Consider the following 22,718-nt stretch of genomic DNA (forward strand, 5'->3'; position numbering starts at 1 on the left):
GTGAAAGATTACTCCTCGACTGGTGCCCAAATCCTGATGGATCCGGTCGCCAACTGCGAGCCTACCTGAGCCGAGCTGACGGCGAAATCATTTGTCGGCGCAAATAGTAGCCCGCTGTCGTCTTTACGTTAGCAAGTATGGTCGTTGGTCGAAATTCGGTGAACAGATTTTTACAATCCGCTATCTTGCTGGTTTCAAAGGCATCATGGCATTATTCCGTTCATCCATGCATTTCTTCCAGCTCAGAAGATTGGTTCGCCACGTGCTGTTCTGGATTGCATATTAATTGTACGACGGCCCGATCTCGTCCATTATTGAGGCCGATCCATTGTCCCGGATCGTAATCGCGGCCATTGCGATACCGGTCAAGATCGCGGCCACTTACTTTACACTCTATCTGATGACGACCGTGTGTCATGACAAAACCAGGCCGGTCAGATTTTATGCTTACCTGTTTGCATCCATCGTTTTCTTCGGGTTTATGCAGCGGGCCGTCAGTTATAATATCATTTATCCAAAATATTATACTCAGGCGCTCGACGTGCGGGTTGGGTATTTGCCGAAGGTTGAGCCCTTCTAACAGTGGCCCCGGAAATAGCCAAAAGGAAACGGAATAAGTGCCGGGACGCGTAGTCCGCAGGCTGGCGGCCAGCATTGGAATGTCTAATAGCAATAGAAATGCCGCCATTATGCCGTAAGCTTTTGGCGACCTTTTGTGAATCTCGGAAAATGGGGCCACTTATTTAGCTGCGCTTTTGCCGAGTTTTGTTTGTCCAAACATTGCTTTGATAGCGTCTTTCCCGTTGAGAATTCTTTCGAATTCTTATGACTTATATGAAAAAGAGCCGTCAAAACTTGTCTGACGGTTCTCAACGTTTGTATTCTTTCTATTAATGACCTGCGGCAGTTTTGACAGCCAATCGCCCTTTTAAGGCTTGCATGTCTACGTGTACTTACCGTTGCACCAGGCGCAACCAAAACCGCACCCATGATAAAATTTTTAGAAGACTATTGCGCATCAGCGGGTATTTCAGCAGAAGAGGGCATGAAACAATTGATGGCGCAGACCGGTGGAATTCCGATGGGCCGTATGGCAGAGCCCGAAGAGGTTGCCCAACTGGTTCACTTTTTGGTTTCACCTTCAGCAGCGTATCTAACCGGAGCAATTTACGCCATTGATGGAGGCTCTTTGCCGGTTGCCAGTTAAAGTTTAGGAAGATTATGCAAAAGCTTTCGCCCGGACAGGAAAACCCGCAGCCAAAGACGTTCCCGCATGGCCAGCTTACGATCTCAAAGAGCGGCCTACCATGCGGATAGATACCAAATGCGAAGTGATCAATAACCGGTTCAGCGAAGAGCTGGCCATGTGGAGGTCGATCGGTAAGGTCTAGTCGCCCACTTACTTTTTAACCTAAACCATTAGGAATTTGTGATGAACTCAAAGATATACGTGGCCCTTTTCGCATTCATTTTCGGCGCAATGCATTTGGCTGCCCAACCCGCTACCAACCCAATAGATGTCTCCCGGGAGCTGAGCAACGATCTTCAACAAAAGCCCTGGAAAGCGCAATGGATCACCGGGCCGGGAAGCCGGTCAACCGCTTTAATGCATCGTCGGACCTGACGCTGAAAGAGTATGGTGTCTATAAGTTTAGGAAAACGATCGAGCTCAATGCAAAGCCGGCTTCATTCTTTGTGCATGTTTCGGCAGATAACCGTTACAAGCCTTTTGTCAATGGGAAACATGTCTCGCAAGGCCCGGCGCGGGGAGATCTGTATTTCTGGAATTTTGAAACGGTCGACATTGCACCGTATCTGAATGCGGGGAGCAATACGGTCGCTGCGGTGGTTTGGAATGAAGGCCGGTCAAACCGGAATCCCAAATCACTTACTTGACCGGTTTCATTCTGCAAGGCAACACCGCGGCGGAGGAAATCCTGAACACGAACGATAGTTGGAAAACCATTAAGGATGAAAGCTATCATCCTCTGTCCGTACGAGCGCTAGGTTACTATGTGGCAGGTCCGGCCGAGCTGGTAGACATGAACAGCCATGTAAGTGGTTGGGAAAAACCTGTATTTGACGATGGCAAATGGGTAAAGGCCCGTCAGATCGGGCCGGGACTTACCAAAGATGCGGCTGTGAATTCGATGGGCTGAATGCTGGTACAATCGCAAATTCCTCAAATGGAGATGACTGTGGAGCGCCTCGCCGCCACACGCCAATCGGACGGCGTTCAAGTACCGACCGCATTTCCCGGAACGAAAACGAGCGTGCGGATTCCGGCAAACACAAAAGCCACCATTTTACTCGATCAGGGACATCTGACTAACGCTTACCCGACACTAGAATTCAGCGGAGGTAAAGAGGCCGGCATATCGATCGGCTATGCCGAAGGGCTCTATATCGGCAGCAAGGAAGTGCTCAAAAATCCCCGGCTGCCAATGCTCCCCAAAGGAAACCGCAACGAAGTGGATGGCAAGCTTTTCATCGGCCGCGCCGACAGCATCCGGTCCAATGGCACACCGGGGCAGCAATACATTCCGCTGAGCTGGCGTACTTACCGCTACATTAGGTTGAACATTGAAACAAAAGCCGACCCGCTGGTGATCGACGATATTTATGGCACCTTCACAGGTTACCCGTTTGAACAAAAAGCTAAGCTCGAAACGCCAAATAACGAAATGGGTAAGATGCTGGATATCGAATGGCGTACTGCGCGGCTTTGCGCTTTCGAAACTTACATGGATTGTCCATACTATGAGCAGTTGCAGTACATAGGCGACGCGCGTATCCAGGCATTAGTGTCCATGTACAACGCGGGCGACGACCGGCTTGTCCGCAATGCGCTGACGCTGATGGACCATTCACGCATTGCCGAAGGCATTACGCTGAGCCGCTACCCGACGGACCTGCACCAGCAGATACCGACGTTCTCATTATGGTGGGTCGCGATGCTGCATGACTATTACAAGTACCGCCCCGACAGTCTTTTTATCAAAAACAAACTTCCCGGGGCAAGGCAGGCGCTGTCCTTTTTTGAGCGGTACCAGCAGGCCGACGGCTCTTTGAAAAACGTGCCTTACTGGATTTTTACCGACTGGTCGCAAGGAAAAGGCTGGGATTTTGGTATGGCTCCGGTGGGGAAGAACGGAGAATCGGCGGTGCTGGACATGCAGTTGCTGTGGACATATCAGTTGGCAGCGGAATTGGAGGGCAATCTTGGCTTGAAAGACCTGGCCGCACATTACAGAGCCCGAGCGGCGCAACTTAAAAGGACGATTCAGGCGAAATACTGGGATGCAGGGAAAGGACTTTTCGCCAACACGCCGGAGAAGGATAACTATTCGCAGCATGCCAACACGCTGGCCATCCTTTCGGGCGTTGCGGCACCCGATCAGGCGAAACCTTTGGCTAACAAAATGCTGGCCGACACCACGCTGGCACCTGCATCCATTTACTTCAAATTCTATCTGCATCAGGCGCTGGTGAAGGCAGGGCTCGGCAACGATTACATGAGCTGGCTGGGTAAATGGCGCGAAAATATCGACTCAGGACTGACGACCTGGGCCGAAACTTCCGACGTAAGTACATCCCGGTCCGACTGCCATGCATGGGGATCAAGCCCGAACATCGAATTTTTCAGAACCGTTCTGGGCATCGACAGCGATGCGGCCGGTTTTTCAAAAGTTCTGATCACGCCCCATCTGGGTTCGACCCCTGAAATCAGCGGCGAAATGCCGCATCCCAATGGCACGATATCGGTCCGTTATCAAGTGAAGCAAGGAGCAATGCAGGCTGAAATTAACCTTCCTTCAAGGACTTCGGGCAAATTTATCTGGAAAGGAAAAACGCTTCTTTTGAAGGTGGGAAGAAATTCATTTAAACTTTGATATCCCGCTTAGCGTCAGGTAGTTTCACTATTTTCTCAGGCTTCTGTACTCCTGATCGGTCACGGGAGTAGCCAGGTGACCCTTCCCCTGGCGGTATTGGGAGTGGCAGCGATTTGTACAAACCCGACTTCGGGAGAAGCGCCATGCCAGTGCTCGGTGTTAGGCGGACATTTTATGTTCAGCAATCGAAAGAACAAATTATTGAGATTACAAGAATAGGCAGCAGGCCGTCCGGTAAAGGCCTGGAAGGCTGGTTCACGGGAGCGGTGAGGATCGATCCGCTTTTTAAGCCTAACGATGCACGGCCTGGCGCATCGGCACTGGTTACTTTTGGCCCGGCGTCCTCGCTTTGTACGCCACGCATGACAAGGCGCCCCCGACCCATGTTACGGTTTTTTTGCAGTGTATGCCAGCAAACAGGCTTATGAAGCCCACATAAAAACCACCCATTTTCAAAAATACAAGGCAGGGACGCTCAAAATGGTGAAATCATTACAACTTGTTGACGTCGACCCGATAGCGTTTGGGGCAAAACTAGACATGTTGGATAAGAAATAGGAACGAGCCTGAAAATCGTAGAGCCCCTAGACTTGTTGTCAGGGGCTTTATGGCTGCAATCGAGGATGAACGAGGAATGCAAAAAGGAGAACTTACTACACTAAATTTAAGTTAATTGACGCAATGAGCCAGAAGGAGTGAATAGCCTATTTCTGATTTTAGCTACATTCTCAATGATCCTTGACTTTCTCACTCGACAGTAGTGCATCGTTGTTCTAATACTTCGGTGGCCTAACATTTTGCTGACGTCTTCCAGAGGAACACCATTATTGAGCATCATATTTGCGAAGAAATGCCGAGCATCATGCGTATCTAGCCGCCTGATGTTTCCATTAATATCACGGATTTCACATAGCTGCGCAATGTCTTTCAAATACCCGTTGTAGCGGTAGTTGCTGTTGACAGGGATTAGCCTGCGATTGGAAATGCAGTAAGGATGGCCTTGGTATTTTAATATTAGTTGATCTACGATCGGCAGGATCGGTACCATTTCGCCAACCTCTGTCTTTCCTCGGTGCTTGACAAGCCAGCGTTCTTTTTTAGGCCCGACCAGGACGAGGTTTCAGTGACCTCTGGAAACTGCGTTTGAAGGCCGTTAAAGATACGCTCAACGTCAGTTTGGAGTTGGACTAATTTCTGATTGGCCAGTTTAACTTCGAGTCCTGAGCCAGTGACCTGCTTGACATCCAAGTCCCAAGATGCCGGATTTACTTTCTTGCCTGTTGAAATTTCGGTGTACTTACCGTCGATTGTGATTCTGGCGTAAATAGGAGCTTTGCCGCATACAGCTGCTAACCTGATATTGCTGGTTGAGGTCAACTAACCCAACAGGCATCCGGGCACCCTAAGGATGGTTAAGGTCAATAAAAATCCCCCCAAATCCGAGTATAGTTCACGCCTTATCAGATTATAGGTGTCAAACATCTATCCAATTACAATTTCAAATCAAATGAAAGTTAGTTTAATCAAAGTCCTGACAATCGGGTGCGGAGTGTTGTTAAGCAGTTTGGCTTTTTCTCAATCAAATTTCAGAAGTCCACAGATCGGCATGGGAGTGGTCGTGTCGGATATGGAACGCTCGGTGGATTTCTATGTCAACGGGATCGGAATGGTTAAAACCGGGAAGTTTACGATCGGTGGAGAGTTTGGAAAGAGGGGCGGTTTGACGGGCGGGGATTCCGTTCAGGTCCAGATCCTGAAATTGGAAAACAGCCCGCAGGCCAGTGACTGGAAGCTGATGACTTTCGGCAGGAAAGCCGCACATCCCAAATCTAAGTTCATACAGGATGATACAGGCGTACAATACATCACGATCCAGGTCAAGTCTATGAAAGGGATCATTGATAGACTGAAAGAGCGGAAGGTTACATTTCTGGGCGAATCTCCCACGCCATTGAATAAGGATGCACATTTTCTTCTGGTACAGGATCCTGACGGCACTTTCGTTGAGCTGATCGGACCGATGGATTAATGAGCTGGAATACAACCTTTTTCCTTTCACGTCCTTAGTCTAGGTTGACGCGGATCAGTTCGCCGGCCGACTCCCACATAGCCGCAGAGCGGCTCCCTATTTGTAGAACACGTGTTCGGGTGAAAAGGGCAAAGGCCCAGCGGGGCCTCCTGTGAATCTCCAATCAATCAGGAGGCGCCGCTGGGGCCAAACATTCATAAGTCCATCGGTTTTTTCTATAAACAGGTTGCTCCTCCGGAGCAATGCATTTTGCTGGGTACCTTTCTATTTTACCGCTCCAGTCGCATTCACCGTTCCTACTATCTGTTACCTCGACCTTCTCATCAGCACAACGCTGGCCAGCCTGCTTCAAGCACCTTTTTAGCCCCGGAATGGGGAATTTAGTTCACTTGTAGCAGCGTTTACAATTATCTAATTAACTCGTATTAAGATACTTATATGAAACCTAAATTTCATTCCAACCCCATATCAGTTTAGGAACATTGTTTTCCCGGCCGCCGTCCTTAATTCAATAAGTGCCTTTCCACTTAATTAATAAAAAGCGATGGCAACAATCAAAATCAGAACATCTGAATTCATCGACCGTGGGGTGATCAAGCCGCTTCCGACGGGTTCGTCTTACATGAATGTGGGTTCCACCGAACGGATTGTATCCGCTGCGGTTGGGCTGGCGCTGATGTATTTCGGCTTACGGAAATTTTCGATACCCGGCCTGCTGGCAGGTGCCGCGGGTGCGGCTCTACTTGAAAGAGGCGCTTCCGGCTATTGTCCGGTGAACAATCTCGCACAAAGGGGGCCGGCCAAAAAGCCCGTCGAATCGGCGGAGATTACCAAAAGCCTCACCATCAACAAGCCGAGGACGGAGGTGTATCAGTACTGGCGCAAGCTTGAAAATCTGCCCACATTCATGCAGCATCTTGAATCGGTAAGTCAGACGGACGAAAGAAGGTCGCACTGGGTCGCGCTCATTCCGGGCGGCGTCGGGAAAATTTCCTGGGATGCGGAGATCGTGGAAGAAGTTGAAAATGAAAAGCTGAGCTGGCGATCGGTGCTCTATGCGGCTGTGGATAATTCCGGAGAAGTTTTGTTCAAAGACGCGCCCGGCGACCAGGGGACAGAGATTTACGTGATTATCAAATATTTGCCGCCCGCAGGCGCCATTGGTACTGCCGTTGCCAAGCTCTTCAATCCTGCTTTCAAACAAATGGTGAAAGAGGACCTGCGCCGATTTAAACGGCTCATCGAAACCGGTGAAATTCCTGTTAGCGAAGCGCAGCCATCGGGCAAGAAGGTGAAATTTGGAGATACTACGCACGACAAAATCGAAAAAACCTATGAAAGCCCTTTGTTATAACAGCGTCAAGGACCTGCGCGTGGAAAACGTGCCCGATCCTGAAATCATTAGCCCCAAAGACATGATCGTGCGCGTCACGCTGTCATCGGTATGCGGCTCCGACCTGCACATTATCAATGGATTTATACCCGCCGTGAAAGCCGGCGACGTGCTGGGCCACGAGTTTATGGGCGAGGTCGTCGAAACTGGCCGGGATGTGAAGAAGTTTGTCAAAGGCGACCGCGTGGTGGTGGCATCGGTGATTGCTTGCGGTGAATGCCATTATTGCAACCAGCAAACTTATTCGCTTTGTGATAACTCCAATCCGAATGCCTATTTGCCCGAGAAGATGTTTGGAGATACGCTGGCCGGCATTTACGGCTACACCCACGCTTTCGGCGGGTACGCGGGCAGTCACGCGCAATACATCCGGATTCCTTTTGCCGATAATGGTGCCTTCAAAGTGCCCGAAGGCTTGCAAGATGATTCCGTTATCTTCTGTTCCGATGCATTCCCGACTGGCTATATGGCCGCCGACATGGCGAACATTAAACCAGGAAGCGTGGTGGCAGTATGGGGAGCTGGAGGGGTTGGACAAATGGCGATGCAAAGTGCCTACTTATTGGGTGCCGAAAGGGTAATTGCGATTGATCGGGAGGCATACCGGCTTCGGGTAGCAATAGAAAAGAGTAAAGCCGAAACGCTCAATTTCACCGAAGTGGATGTTTTGGAAGCGCTGAAAGACCTCACCGGAGGCCGCGGCCCCGACTGCTGCATCGATGCGGTGGGCATGGAATCGTCAGGGACAGGCATTGGCTATGCCTACGACAAGGCCAAACAATGGGCAAGAATGGAAAACGACCGGCCGCTAGTCTTACGGGATGCTATCATGGCCTGCCGCAAAGGCGGAACCGTTTCCATTGTTGGTGTTTACAGCGGCTTCGCAGATAAGATACCCATGGGCGCAGCGATGAATAAGGCCCTGACTTTCAGAATGGGGCAAATGCACGGGCCAAAGTATATTCCAAGACTACTCGAACACGTGCAGAACGGCGATGTTGATCCGTCGTTTTTGGTCACCCACAAAATGGGCCTGCACCAGGGGCAGCAAGGTTACGATATGTTCACGCAAAAAGAAGACAATTGCATGCGCGTGGTTTTCGATCCGCAAAAGAGCTTGCAGCCGGCGTGAGAGGGAAGTAAATATTAATGAAAGGGTGTCCTGGTTTTCATCAGGACACGCTCTTTGGGAATAGCCGTGAACTGCAAACATTTTGTCAGTTTGCTGCAGTGTAAAACTGTCAGAAAAAATGTAACAATCCTGAAAAAATTTCAGGCAAATCGAGGTTGGTATGCCCTTTGAAACAAGCGCAATCAGCCAGACGATAGTGGCTGGCCGTAAGTTCTTTAATTCATTTGTTTAACTTTTAAAAAGGAGGTTGATTATGTCACTCATCAAAAGGAACGGGCTATTGCCCCAAACATTCCCAGCGCTGTTCGACGATTTCTTTGGCCGCGAACTTTTTAACTGGGGCAACAATAATTACTCAGCTACCAGCACAACAGTGCCTTCGGTAAACATCCGTGAGACCGGCGACAACTTCGAGGTCGAAATGGCAGCGCCAGGCATGACCAAAAACGACTTCAAGGTCGAGCTGGACGGAAACACGCTCACGATCAGCTCTCAGAAAGAGCAGCGGCAAGAGTCCGATCAGGACGGATACAGCCGCAGGGAGTTTAGCTACCAGTCTTTCCAAAGAAGTTTCGTTCTACCCAAAGACGTGGTCGATGTTGAGCACATTGCGGCAAAATATGAAAACGGCTTACTCCACCTGACGATTCCCAAACAGGAGCAAGCCAAACAAAAAGCCCCGAGGCTGATTGAGATAGCTTAAAAAACGAGAGGGTCTGCTCATTGCAGGCCCTCTTTTTTAATGCGTGGTGACCAAACATTTTTAAGCTGATTTTTATCCCAGATCCCATGCCATACATCTCAAATAGGAAGCGCATTATTTTAAAACCCCGCAATCCGCTCTCTACAAATCCGTTCTGTCAAATCTTTCAGTAATGTAACCCGACCACCAAGGTATTCCAACTCCTCTTTTTCAATCTTGTAGTTCTTGTTGTAACGCGCATCTATGTACGCTTTTTTGAGAAGGGTAAATAGTCGCTCTTCTTCGGCTGTCGCTTTTGGAAAAACTGTCGCAAAGTTGGTGTTCAGTTTCTCGACCTGATTTCCCAGAACCTCAATGTCGTGGATTCTTGGCTTGTAGTCTGTAAAAACGAGAAGTATGGCGGCATAATATCTTTCGGTAGCTTGATGAAGTTCAAATACAGCATTATTGTAATAGACTGGCCGACCTTCTGCATTTTGACATAAAAATTCGAAGGTTACTAGAAACAGATTTGCAGATTCGAACCAATGTTCAAATTCCTCCGTCGATTTTTCTACCCGCTGCGCCGCATTAAGACTTTTAGGCTCAGATAAGGTGAATTTCCCGGAATCATAAAGCAAAATTCCTTCCTTCAAAATATCGACGAAAAAATAGTAATTCCGCTCAATCTTATCGTTCACAAAACCAATGCTGTGGTAAATGATACTGGTTCTCGTGATTTCTTCATTGGCCATCAATTCCTTGTCCAGCTCCCGCGATTTCTTCACTTGCTTGGCGGAATTTTTATCTTTGGTGACGATCAGAATGTCAAAATCGCTCACGTATTCATATTTCTCCTGATAATCCTCCACCCAATCACCCCGCGCGTAGCTGCCGAAAAGAATGATCATTTCCGCCGGGACTTTTTCGAGAATGATTTCAGTGATCGTTTTTAGCTCTTCCTGTTTGTTTTCGGGTAGATGGGAAAGCGAAGTCTTCATTCGAGTGTGGGTGGTAAAATTTTTGTAAGATACAAAAATTCGAAAAAGACCACCTTGGGGCATATTTTAATGCTCAATTTTCACACTGCTATCATGTCAAAAAAATTAGAATCTCTTCCTGTCTCCGATTTTGTCAAAGTACGGGGGGCCAAGGAGCATAACCTGAAAAATGTGGATCTGGAAATTCCCAGAGGTGCGCTGGTCGTTTTTACGGGCATCTCGGGTTCTGGCAAATCGTCACTGGCCTTCGGGACATTGTATGCCGAAGCCCAGCGTCGTTACCTGGAATCGGTTTCTCCGTATGCGAGGCGGCTTTTTAATCAAATGTCCATTCCGCAGGTCGATAGTATCGACGGTCTTCCGCCAGCTGTCGCTTTGCAGCAGCAGCGGGGAGCGACCAGCACACGCTCCTCGGTAGGCAGCGTCACCACGATTTCCAACCTGATCAGGATGCTCTATTCGAGGGCGGGAGATTATCCTGCGGGTCAGTCCATTGTATATGCGGAATCGTTTTCACCCAACACGCCGGAAGGCGCTTGTCCGGAATGCCATGGCCTGGGGGTTGTGTACGAGGTAACCGAGCGTTCAATGGTGCCCGATGACTCGCTCTCCATTCGGGAAAAAGCCATTGCAGCATGGCCAACCGCCTGGCAGGGGCAGAATTTGCGGGAAATATTGATGACGCTTGGGTACGACGTGGACATACCCTGGCGTGATCTGCCCAAGAAAGACAGGGACTGGATCCTGTTTACGGAAGAGCAGCCGGTTGTCCCCGTTTATTCCGGACTGAATGCGGAACAGGTTCAGCGCGCCTTGGCGCGAAAAATGGAGCCCAGCTATATGGGCACCTTTACCGGCGCCAAACGGTATGTGATGCAAACATTTGCCAATTCACCCAGCCAGGCGATGAAAAAGCGTGTGTCCAGATTCATGCTGAGCGCGCCATGTCCCGTATGTCATGGAAAACGCCTACGTCCTGAGCCATTATCGGTGAAATTTGCCGGGATGGATATTGCCGAATTTTATCAGCTGAATATCCAGCGTTTACATGAAATCATATCTTCATCCCTGAACCTAAAAAATGACCGCTTAAATAGGGAACATCCTGAAAAGGCATTGGTACTTCTACGCATTGGTCATGACCTATTATCCCGCCTGGATGTACTGATCGATCTGGGTCTTGGGTACCTGACCCTCGAAAGAAGCACCCCCACGCTCTCGCCGGGCGAATTGCAGCGCCTGCGGCTGGGGACGCAGATACATTCCAATCTTTTTGGTGTGGTATATGTACTCGATGAGCCGTCGGCAGGTCTTCATCCTGCCGATACGCAATCCTTACTCCGGGCGCTGGACCGGTTGAAAGCAGCCGGCAATTCGCTTTTTGTCGTCGAGCATGAAATCGAAATCATCCGCCACGCCGACTGGGTGGTCGATGTGGGGCCGGGCGCGGGTGAAAAGGGCGGAGAGATACTGTATAGCGGTCCATTGCAGGGACTGGAAAAAGTGCACAGATCCGTGACAAGGCGCTATTTGTTTGATGCAGATCGAAATCAAAAGCCTGCAAGAGAGGCGAAAGGATGGCTGCGGCTAAGGGACGTAAGCCGGAATAATTTGAAGCATGTGGATGCCGACTTCCCATTAGGCGTGTTGACGAGCGTCACCGGCATTTCAGGCTCGGGAAAGAGCAGCCTGGTAAGTCAGGCGCTTGCAGAGTTGGTTTTGGAAAAATTAGGCCAGCAAATTCCGGTGATTGAAGATCGGGAGGACATTTTACTTCAAGAAGAGGATATAAAAACAACTAGTGGATACATTTCCGAAGACGCAAATCAAATCCGCAGGCTGATACAGGTAGACCAGAAACCTATCGGCCGTACGCCCCGGTCAAACTTGGCTACCTACACAGGTCTTTTTGATAATGTTCGAAAATTATTTGCCAGTACTAAAATGGCAAAGAGCCGCAAATACGACGCTGGCCGGTTTTCTTTTAATGTGGCAAAAGGACGCTGCCAGAACTGTGAAGGCGAAGGCTTTGTGATGGTCGAACTTTTATTTCTTCCCAGTGTGTACACGCCCTGCCCGGTATGCCACGGAAGTCGCCACAATGAGAAGACGCTGGAAGTTACCTACCATGACAAAAACATTGCCGAGGTACTTGCGATGACTGTGGATGAGGCATTTGAGTTTTTTGCGTCCGAACCCCCAATCAGCCGGGCGCTGGATGTGGTCCGTCAGGTTGGTTTGGGATATTTGCGTCTGGGGCAACCGGCTACCGAGCTTTCGGGCGGCGAGGCACAGCGCATCAAGCTGGCCACCGAGCTGCAACGGGCCCAGCATGGCAATACATTATACATTCTGGACGAGCCGACAACAGGATTGCATCCATCCGATGTGGACAATTTACTGGTCCAGCTCAATAAGCTGGTCGATCAGGGCAATACCGTCATCGTCATTGAACACGACATGCACGTTGTCGCAAACAGCGATTGGGTGATCGACGTCGGGCCGGGTGCCGGGGATGAGGGCGGAAAAATCGTCGTTTGTGGTACCGCGGCAGCTGTTGCCGCTGAACCAGCAAGTAAAACGGGCAGATATCTGGCAGTTTGAGCCAGAATATTGATCAAGAACCAATTTTTGGGTCTGCTGCAACAAAAACACCTACTACAACAATCGATCCTGTGAACTTAACGGATTGCACGAGTTCGTGCAATGTTATATTATGATGTTCGTGCCCGTCAAAACACTGGTAGCCTACGAGTTCGCCATATGTCAATTACTATCCCGAGAATGTGGCGTTTTCTCATACATGACTTTCCACTACAACAATACGACTTTTGGCTACATCTGTTTTTTTAATGTTACCCACTTTTGTATTAACAAAAAACATTAGAAACAGACGCAAATGAAAAATTGGACGACAGCTGACATTCCACGCACAAATAGTGGTTTAGCTATCATTACAGGCAGCACGGAAGGCATCGGATTTGAAGACGCACTGGCACTTGCGTCAGCAGGGTGGAATGTCACATTAATGGGACGCAATCCTAGGAAAGGCACGGAATCTACCGCCAGGATTAAACAGGTTAACCCCCTAGCAAAAGTGAGTTTCGAGCAAATAGACCTGGCGGATCTTTCATCAATCAAATCATTTGCTTCGAGAATGATTTCAAAAGGGCAAGCGATTGATCTTCTTATTAACAATGCTGGCGTTATGACGCCGCCAAAGCGGCTTGAAACTGCCGATGGCTTTGAGTTACAATTCGGCACAAACCACATTGGTCACTTTGCATTGACCGCACAACTTCTCCCATTACTACGCAAATCGCGGGAAGGGCGCGTAGTGACCGTTTCGAGTATAGCAAATCGGGAGGGAACAATCAATTTTGACGACCTTCAATCGAAATCTGCGTATGCGCCCGGGAAAGCATACAGTCAGTCCAAATTGGCGAACCTAATGTTTGCCTTAGAGCTTCAACGGCAAAGCGAAAAGCATGGTTGGGGCGTTACAAGCATCGCCGCTCATCCGGGTGTTTCCCGAACCAATCTGCTGATTACAGGCGCTGGGCGCTGGAGTGCCGCAGGAATGGCGCGGACTTTTCTTCCATTTTTGTTCCAGCCATCCGCACAGGGAGCCTTGCCAACATTGTATGCGGCTACATCTCCGCAGGCCAGGGGAGGCGCATATTACGGACCAGACAGATTGATGGAGACCCGGGGATTTCCAGCTATCTCGAAAATACCAGCACAAGCAGAGAATGCAGATGACTCTTTAGAATTATGGGAGATATCCAAAGCGTTAGCCAAAGTTGAATTTTAATAAAAAGAACACCATGAAACTTATAAGTTCTATCTTAATTGTCTCGATAATGATCTTATCCTGCAATCCTCCCAAAACGGTCTACATCAGCAACAAAACAGACAGCCCGCTCAGTTTGTTGGTCGACAGCTCCTACCAAAGTGCACACCCTGTTGATTTCAAAGACTCAATAAACGGGTTGCGGGTAGAGAAGAAAAAAGTGTTAGATTTTGGCGAGGGTAAATGGACAAAAGAAGACAAGAAAAGTCTTGAGGAATTGATCAAACACACCCGGATTATCAGAGACGGAAGCACAACAGCCGTTGAAATGCCTGCTCAAACGGAAGTGTCGCTGATCAGTTTTAACGTGGAAGAACTTTGGCTCAACATTAAATAAGCTTTAAAAATCTAATAATGCCCTGATGAAAAATTCCGAACCATACAGATTACGGTCCATTTCGGAGCTGCACCGTATTGCTGGAATCGCAAAACCGCATCACCCGCTGATCAGTATTTTAAATCTGGAAGGTCTGGCCAATCATACGGACATTACTTCGGTCATATTTGATTTTTATGTAGTCTCGATGAAACGCGGCTGCGATAAACTTTTCTACGGGCAGCAGAAATATGATTTTGACGAAGGTGTGATGGCTTTTCTGGCTCCGGGTCAAATACTCCGGGGCGAAGAGAATGGTATGCCGCATAAACTGCGTGGCTGGATGCTGTTTATCCATCCCGACTTTCTATGGAATACATCGCTTGCAAAAAAGATCAAGCAGTATGAATACTTTGGATATTCAACAAATGAAGCATTGTTCCTTTCCGACAAGGAAGAGCCCGTCATCAATGCCATTGTTGACAATATCCGAAATGAGTACAGTTCCAATATTGACAAGTTTAGTCAGGACGTAATCGTGGCACAGCTGGAAGTATTATTCACCTACGCCCAGCGGTTTTACGAACGCCAGTTCATCACCCGGAAGATTACGAATAGCAAAATTTTAAACCGTGTGGAAGAGGTGCTGGCTGATTACTTTAACAATGAAGATTTATTGTCAGAAGGGCTGCCAACCGTCCAGTATGTGGCCAGTGAGCTAAATATATCTGTTAAATATCTGGGCAGCCTCTTAAAACAACTAACAGGCCAATCCACCCAGCAGCACATTCATGAGAAACTGATTGATAAGGCGAAGGAGAAGCTGTCTACAACCAGTCTTTCCATCAGCGAGATTGCTTACGAACTTGGCTTTGAACATTCGCAGTCATTTAGTAAGCTTTTCAAAACAAAAACCTCACAATCTCCTTTGGAATTCAGGGCTTCGTTCAATTGATGAATTGATTGTAGGCACATCGTGCGGGATGCACCGGGCAAAATCCGGCCGCTTTTCGGAAATTTTTGGCTGAAAAGTAAACTCCGTACAAACAGGTTATTTCTGTTCTATTTTTTAGGTAATGGGTTTGATAGTATTGCATTGTCAACCACATTATTTCAAGAATGGAAAACGAAACACTGATTTCGAGAAGAACATGGGTCGGTGCCTCATGGCTCGCATTCCAACCACTGACAATGAAATGGATAGTGTGCGCAAAACGAAAAGCATATATGGAAACCTTGACACCCCCTAAAACAGCACGGTACAGCTTGATGGAGCTGACAAAGTATTTTCTCAGACTTGGTACACTTGGCTTTGGTGGGCCGGTCGCATTGATTGGCTATATGCACCGCGACCTGGTGGAAGACCGCAAATGGATTTCCGAGGACGAATATCGCGAGGGGTTGGCGCTGGCGCAACTTGCCCCAGGCCCGCTTGCCGCACAGCTGGGTATTTATCTGGGTTATGTGCATTATGGGGTTTGGGGAGCTGCGCTTACCGGTCTGGCATTTGTACTTCCTTCCTTTATAATGGTTGTTCTGTTGGGAATGGCGTATAAGCTGTATGGTGGACTGGTATGGATGCAGTCTGTCTTTTACGGCGTCGGCTCGGCTGTAATCGGTATTATCACGCTGAGCTGTTACAAGCTCACCATTAAGTCAGTCAGCAAACTGGAAACACAAGCCATTAAAAGTCGGTGGCTCTTATGGCTATTCTTCATTGTCATGGCCGTTGTGACTGCTATAACCCAGCGGGAAGAAGTATGGTTATTCATTATCCTCGGGCTTGTTTACATGATCATCAAAGCGCCGCCCCGATGGATTAAAAAGCCCACGGCTTCACTGTCTGTGGTTTTAGTGGCTGCAACAGGTTTCTGGGATTTTGACGCGGGTAAGCTCTGGCAGCTCGGGGTATTTTTCACAGAGGCCGGTGCGTTTGTTTTCGGCAGTGGGCTGGCCATTATTCCGTTCTTACAGGCCGGTGTTGTCGGAGAAATGGGTTGGCTCAACGAGCAGCAGTTTCTGGATTCAGTTGCTGTGGCCATGATCACACCCGGGCCTGTGGTCATCACAGTCGGTTTTATTGGCTTCCTAGTGTCCGGCTTCGCAGGTGCGAGCGTAGCAGCGCTCGGTGTATTCTTACCATGCTTCGTTTTCACAGTACTTCCTGCACCTTATTTCAAGAAAATATCAAAGAATGAAAGTATCAAAGCATTCGTGGATGGCATTACCGCGGCCGTTGTAGGTGCGTTGGTTGGCTCGGTATTTGTCATCGCTACCCGCTCGATAGTAGACATTACATCTGCCCTGATTGCATTAGCATCGATCCTAGGGTTAATTTATATCAAGAAATTACAAGAGCCTTACATTATCCTGGCAGCAGCCATCATCGGCTATTGCCTTAAAGCTTATTCATAACAGCTCATTTCTTATGACCAGAAGATATTTACTAATACTCATTATATTTTTTTCTATCCCTGCAACGGCACAGAAGCAGGTTAACAAACACAGCGGCGTTTGGCTAGGGTATTTCAACCAAACAAGGCTTACCGACAAATGGGGAATATGGCTCGACCTTCACGCCAGGCGCACGGATTTTCTGGACCGGTGGGCGACCCAGATTATCCGCCCAGGGATAACCTATTACGCCAATGACCATCTTCGCTTTACCCTAGGCTATGCTTACGCCAGAAGCCACCCAGCAGCAGGGTTAAACACGGTCCGGCCTGAAAACAGGCTTTGGCAACAAGTACTGTGGACGAGCAGGCAAAAACGCTTGCAAACCCAACAGTGGATAAGAGTGGAAGAACGCTTTAACAGAAAAATCGCTAACGACCAGCTCCAATATGGGTACAACTTTAACTTCCGCTTCCGTTACCTTTTGAATTTGATGGTGCCATTGAACCGTGATTTTATTGAACCCAATACGCTGTTCTTTGCCTTTAACGACGAGATTCACATCAATGCTGGAAAGGAAATTACTTACAATGTTTTCGACCAAAACCGGTTGTTCTTTGGACTGGGTTACCAGTTTACTAAAGGGCTAAATGTTCAGGTTGGCTACATGAACCAGTTCCAGCAGCTGCCGGCTGGCAACCGTTTCAATAGCAACAATGTGCTACGGATCTTTGCATTCCATAACCTAGATTTTCGCTCTAAAAACCACTAAGCTTTATCCCAAAGCGGGCACCGCCCTGCTTTCTTTGTCACCCAATAATGAAAACTCCGCGGATAATCCGCAATCGGCGAATTACCCGAAGGTCCGTGAATTCTGGCTGATGGTCAATCTGCCGCGGAATGGGGTGGTCAGCGAACCGTATTTTCCAGCCAGTTTCTGATTGGCCAATTTTGCTTTCATTTCTTAGCTGATCAATGTCCAAGTCCCAGGATGCAGGGTTTACTTTCTTGCCTGTTGAAATTTCGGTGTACTTACCGTCGACTTTGATTCTAGCATAAATAGGAGCTTTGCCGTCTGCTTTCGCTTTTGTCTGTACAGGAACAAGAGTACAGTCAGGTTCTGTTAGAAATTCATCATCCTAACAGTTTAAGATTAGAAAAACATTGATGTTTGAGAAACCTTGGTCAAATTGCCTCTGCCAAACATGTCCATTCGGTAACCTAATTTAGTAACCAAAGCAGGCTACCGAATAGGTTTCCGAATGCTTTGATCTGGATTGAATCAGATTGATATGCCCATCTTCGAAAACAATGAAAAAGTGACTTTTTAAACAAAAAAGCGCCCTTTTAGGCGCTTTAAATAATCCTGCTGGGGCTCCACTTTACAGGGGCTAGATGCTAACAGGCTTTTGCCGGTGCGAAGTCCGCTAATCTTAGAGGTGTTTAGGAGGCTTGTCGGAGTTTTCCGGTTTTAGTAAACAACCGATCTCTTACCAGTCCTACATTTTCGCTGATTCGCGATTTCCTTACGCGACAATAGCGCATCGTAGTTCTGATGTTCCTATGACCAAGCATTTTGCTGACATCCTCCAGGGGAACGCCATTATTTAGCATCATATCCGCAAAGAAATGTCTGGCATCGTGTGTATCTAGCCTTTTAATGTTTCCGGTGATGTCACGGATATCGCAGAGATCTGCCAGCTCTTTCAAGTAGGTGTTGTACCTGAAATTGCTGTTCACTGGGATCAATTTATCGTGGGCTAGGCAATATGGATGATCCTTGTATTTTTCAATCAATTCTTCCACAATCGGTAATATGGGTACCATTTCACCTACCTGTGTTTTTCCTCGTTTCCGAACCAGCCACCTTTCCCTCTTCGTACCGACAAGCGTAATGCTATCCCTTGTAAGTCCATAAATGTCCTGGTAGGCAAAGCCAGTGAAGCATTGGAAAATGAAGGCATCTCGCACCTCGGCCAATCTTTCAACATGCAACTTCTTTCGATGAATTCGCTCCACCTGTTCAAATTCCAACGGAATCACTTCAACATCGCCGCCGGAGCATTTAAAACCCTCCATCGGGTTGCGTGTTATGAAGTCCTTCCTGACGCCGATTTTTACTATCTGCCGCGTCCATTTCACATCCTTGCGGGCAGATACCTCCGCTAGCGGCTTGGACTTGTGAAGCGTCAGGTATTCGTAAAGCTCTTCGGCAAATAGCCCAGACAACTCTGAAAAATTCAGATCCGATGTTTTGTACTGAAACTTTATGAAAGCACTGATATGCCTTTTAAGCTTTCGCCAATGCCGCAATGTGTTGTCTGAACGCATCCCACGCTGGACCATCAGTTCAAATTTCTCGATGTGCTCGTCGAATGCTTGAAGCAGGGTCTGCTGCTTCTTCAATACTTGCTTGGTACCATCGTCTTTGTCTTCGACCGGTTTGCCTTTGTAGACGTTTTTGAGCATCGTAGGCGTGATGCATTCAAACTGCGATTGCAGCACCATGAATTGGGAAGTTAGTGAGGTTCGCGCCAGATCGATGGCAATGTTGATCAGTTTGGCCTCCATGCCTGAGGCAGTTTACCTTTTTTGGTTTGGTTACACCAGTCATGGGGGTGTACCTTCTTGCCAAGAGAGATTTCGTCGTCCAGCCCATCGATGGTAATCCGGATATAAATCGGCGCTTTGCCGTCTTTGATTGCTTTGGCTTTGAATAGCCAGAAGAGGATCGAAAGTTTCTGATTGCTTTTCATCCTTCCACACTTTTAAGTGATCTAATGTTCCCTGTGGGGACTTCCCGCAGGCGACGCATCGATTTCCTCAAAACCACATCACACAAGCTATTTTCGGAAATTCGGTTACCTAATTTAGAAAATCAGATAGGTAACCGAAACGGTAACCGAATCGGATAGGTTACTTTGATCAGGAATGACTCCAAAATTTTGAAACAAGCTGATTTTCAGAATAATTTAAAACAAAAAAGCGCCTTTTGAGGCGCTTCAAGTGATCCCGCTGGGATCATACCTGCTTCTGTAACAAATTGCTTATCAAGAATTTATCGCCTACAAGTTTTGCTACTCACCTAATCACTCACCAATTCGCATTCACTGGCTGCAATTAGCACAAAGGTAATAAATTTGATAATCAGACCATTGGTCTTGGCTATATACAGTATCTTTCTTAACTCCTAAATCAGTATCACCGGTTGTTCGCCTATCGCGTAGTGGCAACTTTTCATTAAGTAAGTAGATTGTCCAGCCTCTGCGAGGCTATGGCGGCAGTTGGTTGAAATTAGAGCTATGGAAGTTGAGTTTTGGCGACATGATTTCAGCAAGAAAGTAGATTCCGGCTTTTGACGGTTCGATTATACGGTGGTTTTTCTGTACCGCAATTGTCGTTGGAATACCATTTACAGCTTTGGGCGGTTTGTTATGATAAGATATTGCTGGAATACTCTTATACTCACTGAAGAAATGATTGTCTTTTCCGTTTAGCGAAATTGACCATCAGGATTAACACCGGCACTTCGATCAGCGGCCCGATCACCGCCGCAAATGCAGCTCCGGAATCAATACCGAACACAGCAATGGCAACCGCAATGCCCAATTCGAAATTATTGCCTGCGGCCGTGAATGCCAGTGAGGTGGATTTTGAGTAATCCGCGCCTGCTCGTTTTGAGAGATAAAAGGCAGAAAAGAACATGATGACAAAGTAGATCGATAGGGGAGTGGCTATGCGCAGAACGTCCAGCGGGATACTTACGATCAGATTTCCTTTCAGGCTGAACATCACCACTATTGTAAACAGCAATGCGATCAGGGTAATGGGGCTGACAGCCGGTAGGAATTTCTTTTTATACCAATGCTGACTAAACAACCTGGTCAATATTTCCCGCGAAATGATCCCGACCAGGAACGGAATGCCGAGATAGATAAAGACGCTTTGCGCTACTTCTCCAATAGTAATATTGACCTCGAACCCTTTCAGCCCAAACAATGGCGGCAGCAGCGTCACGAACACATAGGCATATACTGAATAAAACAGCACCTGAAAAATGCTGTTGAATGCTACCAGCCCGGCTGCATATACCCGGTCGCCGCCTGCAAGGTCATTCCAGACGATCACCATTGCAATGCAACGTGCGATACCGACCATGATCAATCCCGTCATGTATTCCGGTTTATCTGGTAGGAATGCTACTGCCAGGCCGAACATCAGCAGCGGCCCCACGATCCAGTTTTGCAGCAGTGACAGGCCAAGAATACGGGTATTCCGGAATATTTGTGAAAGCTCCGAATAACGTACTTTGGCAAGTGGCGGGTACATCATCAGGATCAGTCCGATGGCCAGCGGCACATTGGTCGAGCCTGAATTAAACTGATTGATAAAATCGGGTGTGCCTGGAAAAAAATACCCGATGGACACACCCAAAAGCATGGCAAGGAAGATCCAGACCGTCAAATAACGGTCAAGAAATGAAAGCCGCTTTTCCTTCATAGGCTGTTTGTGATTAATCATTGCCAACTACTGAGCTGCGACGTTCCAGCAGTATTACATCACGCCAGATCCCATTCCGTTTTCCAAGCTTTTCACGGTAGCCGACTTTCCGGAAACCATACCGCTCGTGAAGTGCAATGCTCGCTTTGTTTTCCGGGAATATCTGCGCTTGCAACGTCCAGAATCCGAGTTTTTCGCTTAACGGCACCAGGTCTGATAAAAGCGCCCGGCCGACACCGCGCCCGTGAAATTCTGGATGGATATATATGCTTGTTTCAGCCACGCCGCCATACACGCATCGGCTGGAAACAGCAGATAGGAATGCCCATCCAATAACCTGGCCGTTTTCTTCGACCACAAGTTGCGGTTCAGCCAAAAACTTTGCTTTCAGCACATCGACTTCCGGTGCCTCGGTTTCGTATGTCGCATCACCGGTATCAATGCCCAGCTGGTAAATCTGTTTTACCTGTGACCAGTCAGCTTCTGTAAGGGGGCGAATGGTGAAAGCCATTATGCAGGCAGTTTTTGATGGATAAATTCGCGGCTGTACTCTTTGATTTCATCCCGAACCCTGCGGAATGAGGTTACCAGGTCTTCACCTGGCGTATGGCCTGGATCGGAAAAGCTATGGTGGATCAGTTCACCGGCAGACGGAAAATAAGGGCACTGCTCCCGTGCATTATCGCAAACCGTGATCACATAATCGAAAGCGATGCCGGTATATTCGTCGGCATGGTTCGACGTGTGATGCGAGATATCAAGACCATCTTCCGCCATGACCTGGATGGCCACCGGGTTTACGCCCTTGGGATCTACACCGGCGCTATACACTTCTGCGCGGTCGCCTGCAAAATGCTGTAAATACCCTTGCGCCAATTGGCTGCGGGCTGAATTGCCCGTACATAATACTAAAATTCGTTTCATACTGGTAATTGATTGATAATTAGCAACAGCCGGAACCTGGTTTGCATGCAGCGCCATCAGCACCGGCAACTTCCAATTCTTCTTTTTCAGGAGCCGGGGCACAGCAGGACGCGGCAGCAGGACCCGTCCCGCATGATTGATCACGTGTTAGTGCTTTGCACTGCGTGAAATCCGGAACTAGATTAACAATGAAGCTATCACCTTCGGGAAAAAGCTCACCTGGGTACATTTGGCGTGTATCGAATTTTGAATTGCCAAACTCGATCTTCACAACCGCATTCGGGTTAAGCGGTAACGATTTTTCGACCAGGTTCACAATTTTAAGTGCTTTGCTGACCTGCATCGAGCGCTCGGTTTCACTTACCGGAGGCTCCCACAGCTGCACGATCACTTCCGTCCAGCTATTCATTACACCGCCACAATCTACCGAAACAATCGGTGCCTGTTTGATTTCGGTGATGTGAAATGATCGGTCAACAAACTTGCCCGCCTCGTACTGGAATTGCAGGTGCAGGTCAGGATTTTCTTCAAGCTTGCTTTTGAAAGCCTGCCAGGTCATTAGATTCAACTGATTGATCATAGCTACCATTGTTATAATGTA

24 protein-coding genes and 1 pseudogene are annotated in these 22,718 nt (G+C 48.1%); 14 read left to right on the top strand and 11 right to left on the bottom strand.

The window, feature by feature from the left end; all coding sequences use genetic code 11:
* Nucleotides 1-220 precede the first annotated feature (220 nt).
* Entirely contained in the window at nucleotides 221-688 is a 468-nt protein-coding gene (locus tag DFER_RS29815) for a hypothetical protein (RefSeq protein WP_143828654.1), read from the bottom strand.
* A 300-nt stretch (nucleotides 689-988) separates the two neighbouring features.
* Between DFER_RS29815 and DFER_RS04115 the strand changes: the two genes are divergently transcribed.
* From DFER_RS04115 to DFER_RS04120, 4 genes are all read left to right on the top strand, one after another.
* Nucleotides 989-1,207, top strand: a complete 219-nt coding sequence (locus tag DFER_RS04115) for an SDR family oxidoreductase (protein WP_041734732.1) — start codon at nucleotides 989-991, stop codon at nucleotides 1,205-1,207.
* Nucleotides 1,208-1,569: 362 nt separating this feature from the next.
* Nucleotides 1,570-1,896 (top strand): hypothetical protein, encoded by a 327-nt coding sequence (locus DFER_RS30445; protein WP_229206171.1) that lies wholly within the window; start codon nucleotides 1,570-1,572, stop codon nucleotides 1,894-1,896.
* Nucleotides 1,893-2,159: a hypothetical protein gene (locus DFER_RS30450; protein WP_229206172.1), complete on the top strand. Its 267-nt coding sequence runs from the start codon at nucleotides 1,893-1,895 to the stop codon at nucleotides 2,157-2,159. Before DFER_RS30445 ends, DFER_RS30450 begins: the two co-directional genes overlap by 4 nt.
* A 27-nt stretch (nucleotides 2,160-2,186) precedes the next feature.
* Entirely contained in the window at nucleotides 2,187-3,893 is a 1,707-nt protein-coding gene (locus DFER_RS04120; protein WP_229206173.1) for an alpha-L-rhamnosidase-related protein, read from the top strand.
* A gap of 664 nt (nucleotides 3,894-4,557) precedes the next feature.
* Here DFER_RS04120 and DFER_RS30455 read toward each other — a convergent pair.
* Nucleotides 4,558-4,941 (bottom strand): tyrosine-type recombinase/integrase, encoded by a 384-nt coding sequence (locus DFER_RS30455; protein ID WP_229206174.1) that lies wholly within the window; start codon nucleotides 4,939-4,941, stop codon nucleotides 4,558-4,560.
* Nucleotides 4,917-5,270: an Arm DNA-binding domain-containing protein gene (locus DFER_RS30460; RefSeq protein ID WP_229206175.1), complete on the bottom strand. Its 354-nt coding sequence runs from the start codon at nucleotides 5,268-5,270 to the stop codon at nucleotides 4,917-4,919. Before DFER_RS30460 ends, DFER_RS30455 begins: the two co-directional genes overlap by 25 nt.
* A gap of 229 nt (nucleotides 5,271-5,499) precedes the next feature.
* On the opposite strand from DFER_RS30460, the gene DFER_RS04135 reads away from it, so the two are divergent.
* The 4 genes from DFER_RS04135 to DFER_RS04150 all read left to right on the top strand — a co-directional run bounded on the left by DFER_RS04135 (nucleotide 5,500) and on the right by DFER_RS04150 (nucleotide 9,150).
* A complete protein-coding gene (locus DFER_RS04135) occupies nucleotides 5,500-5,922 on the top strand; it encodes a VOC family protein (RefSeq protein WP_015810347.1) in 423 nt (140 codons plus the stop codon).
* 544 nt (nucleotides 5,923-6,466) lie between these two features.
* Nucleotides 6,467-7,276 carry a YgaP-like transmembrane domain gene (locus DFER_RS04140; RefSeq protein ID WP_015810348.1) on the top strand — a complete coding sequence of 270 codons (810 nt, stop codon included), beginning with the start codon at nucleotides 6,467-6,469 and terminating at the stop codon, nucleotides 7,274-7,276.
* The gene (locus DFER_RS04145) at nucleotides 7,257-8,447 is read left to right on the top strand and encodes a zinc-dependent alcohol dehydrogenase (RefSeq protein ID WP_015810349.1); all 1,191 of its coding nucleotides are present in this window, start codon (nucleotides 7,257-7,259) and stop codon (nucleotides 8,445-8,447) included. The genes DFER_RS04140 and DFER_RS04145 overlap by 20 nt, the downstream gene beginning before the upstream one ends.
* Nucleotides 8,448-8,700: 253 nt before the next feature.
* The gene (locus tag DFER_RS04150; RefSeq protein ID WP_015810350.1) at nucleotides 8,701-9,150 is read left to right on the top strand and encodes an Hsp20/alpha crystallin family protein; all 450 of its coding nucleotides are present in this window, start codon (nucleotides 8,701-8,703) and stop codon (nucleotides 9,148-9,150) included.
* A gap of 119 nt (nucleotides 9,151-9,269) precedes the next feature.
* Here DFER_RS04150 and DFER_RS04155 read toward each other — a convergent pair whose 3' ends face one another.
* Nucleotides 9,270-10,130 (bottom strand): HEPN domain-containing protein, encoded by an 861-nt coding sequence (locus DFER_RS04155; RefSeq protein ID WP_015810351.1) that lies wholly within the window; start codon nucleotides 10,128-10,130, stop codon nucleotides 9,270-9,272.
* Between the two features lie 93 nt (nucleotides 10,131-10,223).
* On the opposite strand from DFER_RS04155, the gene uvrA reads away from it, so the two are divergent.
* The 6 genes from uvrA to DFER_RS04185 all read left to right on the top strand — a co-directional run bounded on the left by uvrA (nucleotide 10,224) and on the right by DFER_RS04185 (nucleotide 17,465).
* Complete coding sequence (gene uvrA, locus DFER_RS04160; protein ID WP_041735872.1) at nucleotides 10,224-12,734, top strand: excinuclease ABC subunit UvrA; 2,511 nt, start codon at nucleotides 10,224-10,226, stop codon at nucleotides 12,732-12,734.
* A 295-nt stretch (nucleotides 12,735-13,029) separates the two neighbouring features.
* Nucleotides 13,030-13,944 (top strand): SDR family oxidoreductase, encoded by a 915-nt coding sequence (locus DFER_RS04165; protein ID WP_015810353.1) that lies wholly within the window; start codon nucleotides 13,030-13,032, stop codon nucleotides 13,942-13,944.
* A gap of 13 nt (nucleotides 13,945-13,957) precedes the next feature.
* A complete protein-coding gene (locus DFER_RS04170; RefSeq protein ID WP_041734736.1) occupies nucleotides 13,958-14,320 on the top strand; it encodes a hypothetical protein in 363 nt (120 codons plus the stop codon).
* Nucleotides 14,321-14,345: 25 nt separating this feature from the next.
* Entirely contained in the window at nucleotides 14,346-15,254 is a 909-nt protein-coding gene (locus DFER_RS04175; protein WP_015810355.1) for a helix-turn-helix domain-containing protein, read from the top strand.
* Between the two features lie 164 nt (nucleotides 15,255-15,418).
* Complete coding sequence (locus DFER_RS04180; protein ID WP_229206176.1) at nucleotides 15,419-16,714, top strand: chromate transporter; 1,296 nt, start codon at nucleotides 15,419-15,421, stop codon at nucleotides 16,712-16,714.
* Nucleotides 16,715-16,727: 13 nt separating this feature from the next.
* Entirely contained in the window at nucleotides 16,728-17,465 is a 738-nt protein-coding gene (locus DFER_RS04185) for a DUF2490 domain-containing protein (protein WP_015810357.1), read from the top strand.
* A 244-nt stretch (nucleotides 17,466-17,709) separates the two neighbouring features.
* Here DFER_RS04185 and DFER_RS31000 read toward each other — a convergent pair.
* The 7 genes and pseudogenes from DFER_RS31000 to DFER_RS04210 form a co-directional block, all read right to left on the bottom strand.
* Nucleotides 17,710-17,754, bottom strand: a pseudogene (locus tag DFER_RS31000) (hypothetical protein); the annotation flags it as partial.
* 382 nt (nucleotides 17,755-18,136) lie between these two features.
* Entirely contained in the window at nucleotides 18,137-19,264 is a 1,128-nt protein-coding gene (locus DFER_RS04190; protein WP_229206177.1) for a site-specific integrase, read from the bottom strand.
* Nucleotides 19,249-19,449 carry an Arm DNA-binding domain-containing protein gene (locus DFER_RS30470; RefSeq protein WP_229206178.1) on the bottom strand — a complete coding sequence of 67 codons (201 nt, stop codon included), beginning with the start codon at nucleotides 19,447-19,449 and terminating at the stop codon, nucleotides 19,249-19,251. The genes DFER_RS04190 and DFER_RS30470 overlap by 16 nt, the downstream gene beginning before the upstream one ends.
* Before the next feature lie 709 nt (nucleotides 19,450-20,158).
* Nucleotides 20,159-21,193, bottom strand: coding sequence for an ACR3 family arsenite efflux transporter (gene arsB / locus DFER_RS04195; protein WP_143828655.1), 1,035 nt, complete (start codon nucleotides 21,191-21,193; stop codon nucleotides 20,159-20,161).
* A gap of 13 nt (nucleotides 21,194-21,206) precedes the next feature.
* Nucleotides 21,207-21,704, bottom strand: coding sequence for a GNAT family N-acetyltransferase (locus DFER_RS04200; RefSeq protein ID WP_015810359.1), 498 nt, complete (start codon nucleotides 21,702-21,704; stop codon nucleotides 21,207-21,209).
* Entirely contained in the window at nucleotides 21,704-22,117 is a 414-nt protein-coding gene (locus tag DFER_RS04205; protein ID WP_015810360.1) for an arsenate reductase ArsC, read from the bottom strand. The genes DFER_RS04200 and DFER_RS04205 overlap by 1 nt, the downstream gene beginning before the upstream one ends.
* A gap of 19 nt (nucleotides 22,118-22,136) precedes the next feature.
* The gene (locus DFER_RS04210; protein ID WP_041735874.1) at nucleotides 22,137-22,697 is read right to left on the bottom strand and encodes a DUF6428 family protein; all 561 of its coding nucleotides are present in this window, start codon (nucleotides 22,695-22,697) and stop codon (nucleotides 22,137-22,139) included.
* Between the last annotated feature and the right edge of the window lie 21 nt (nucleotides 22,698-22,718).

It is taken from the genome of Dyadobacter fermentans DSM 18053 (assembly GCF_000023125.1).
In the GTDB taxonomy this organism is placed as follows: Bacteria; Bacteroidota; Bacteroidia; order Cytophagales; family Spirosomataceae; genus Dyadobacter; species Dyadobacter fermentans.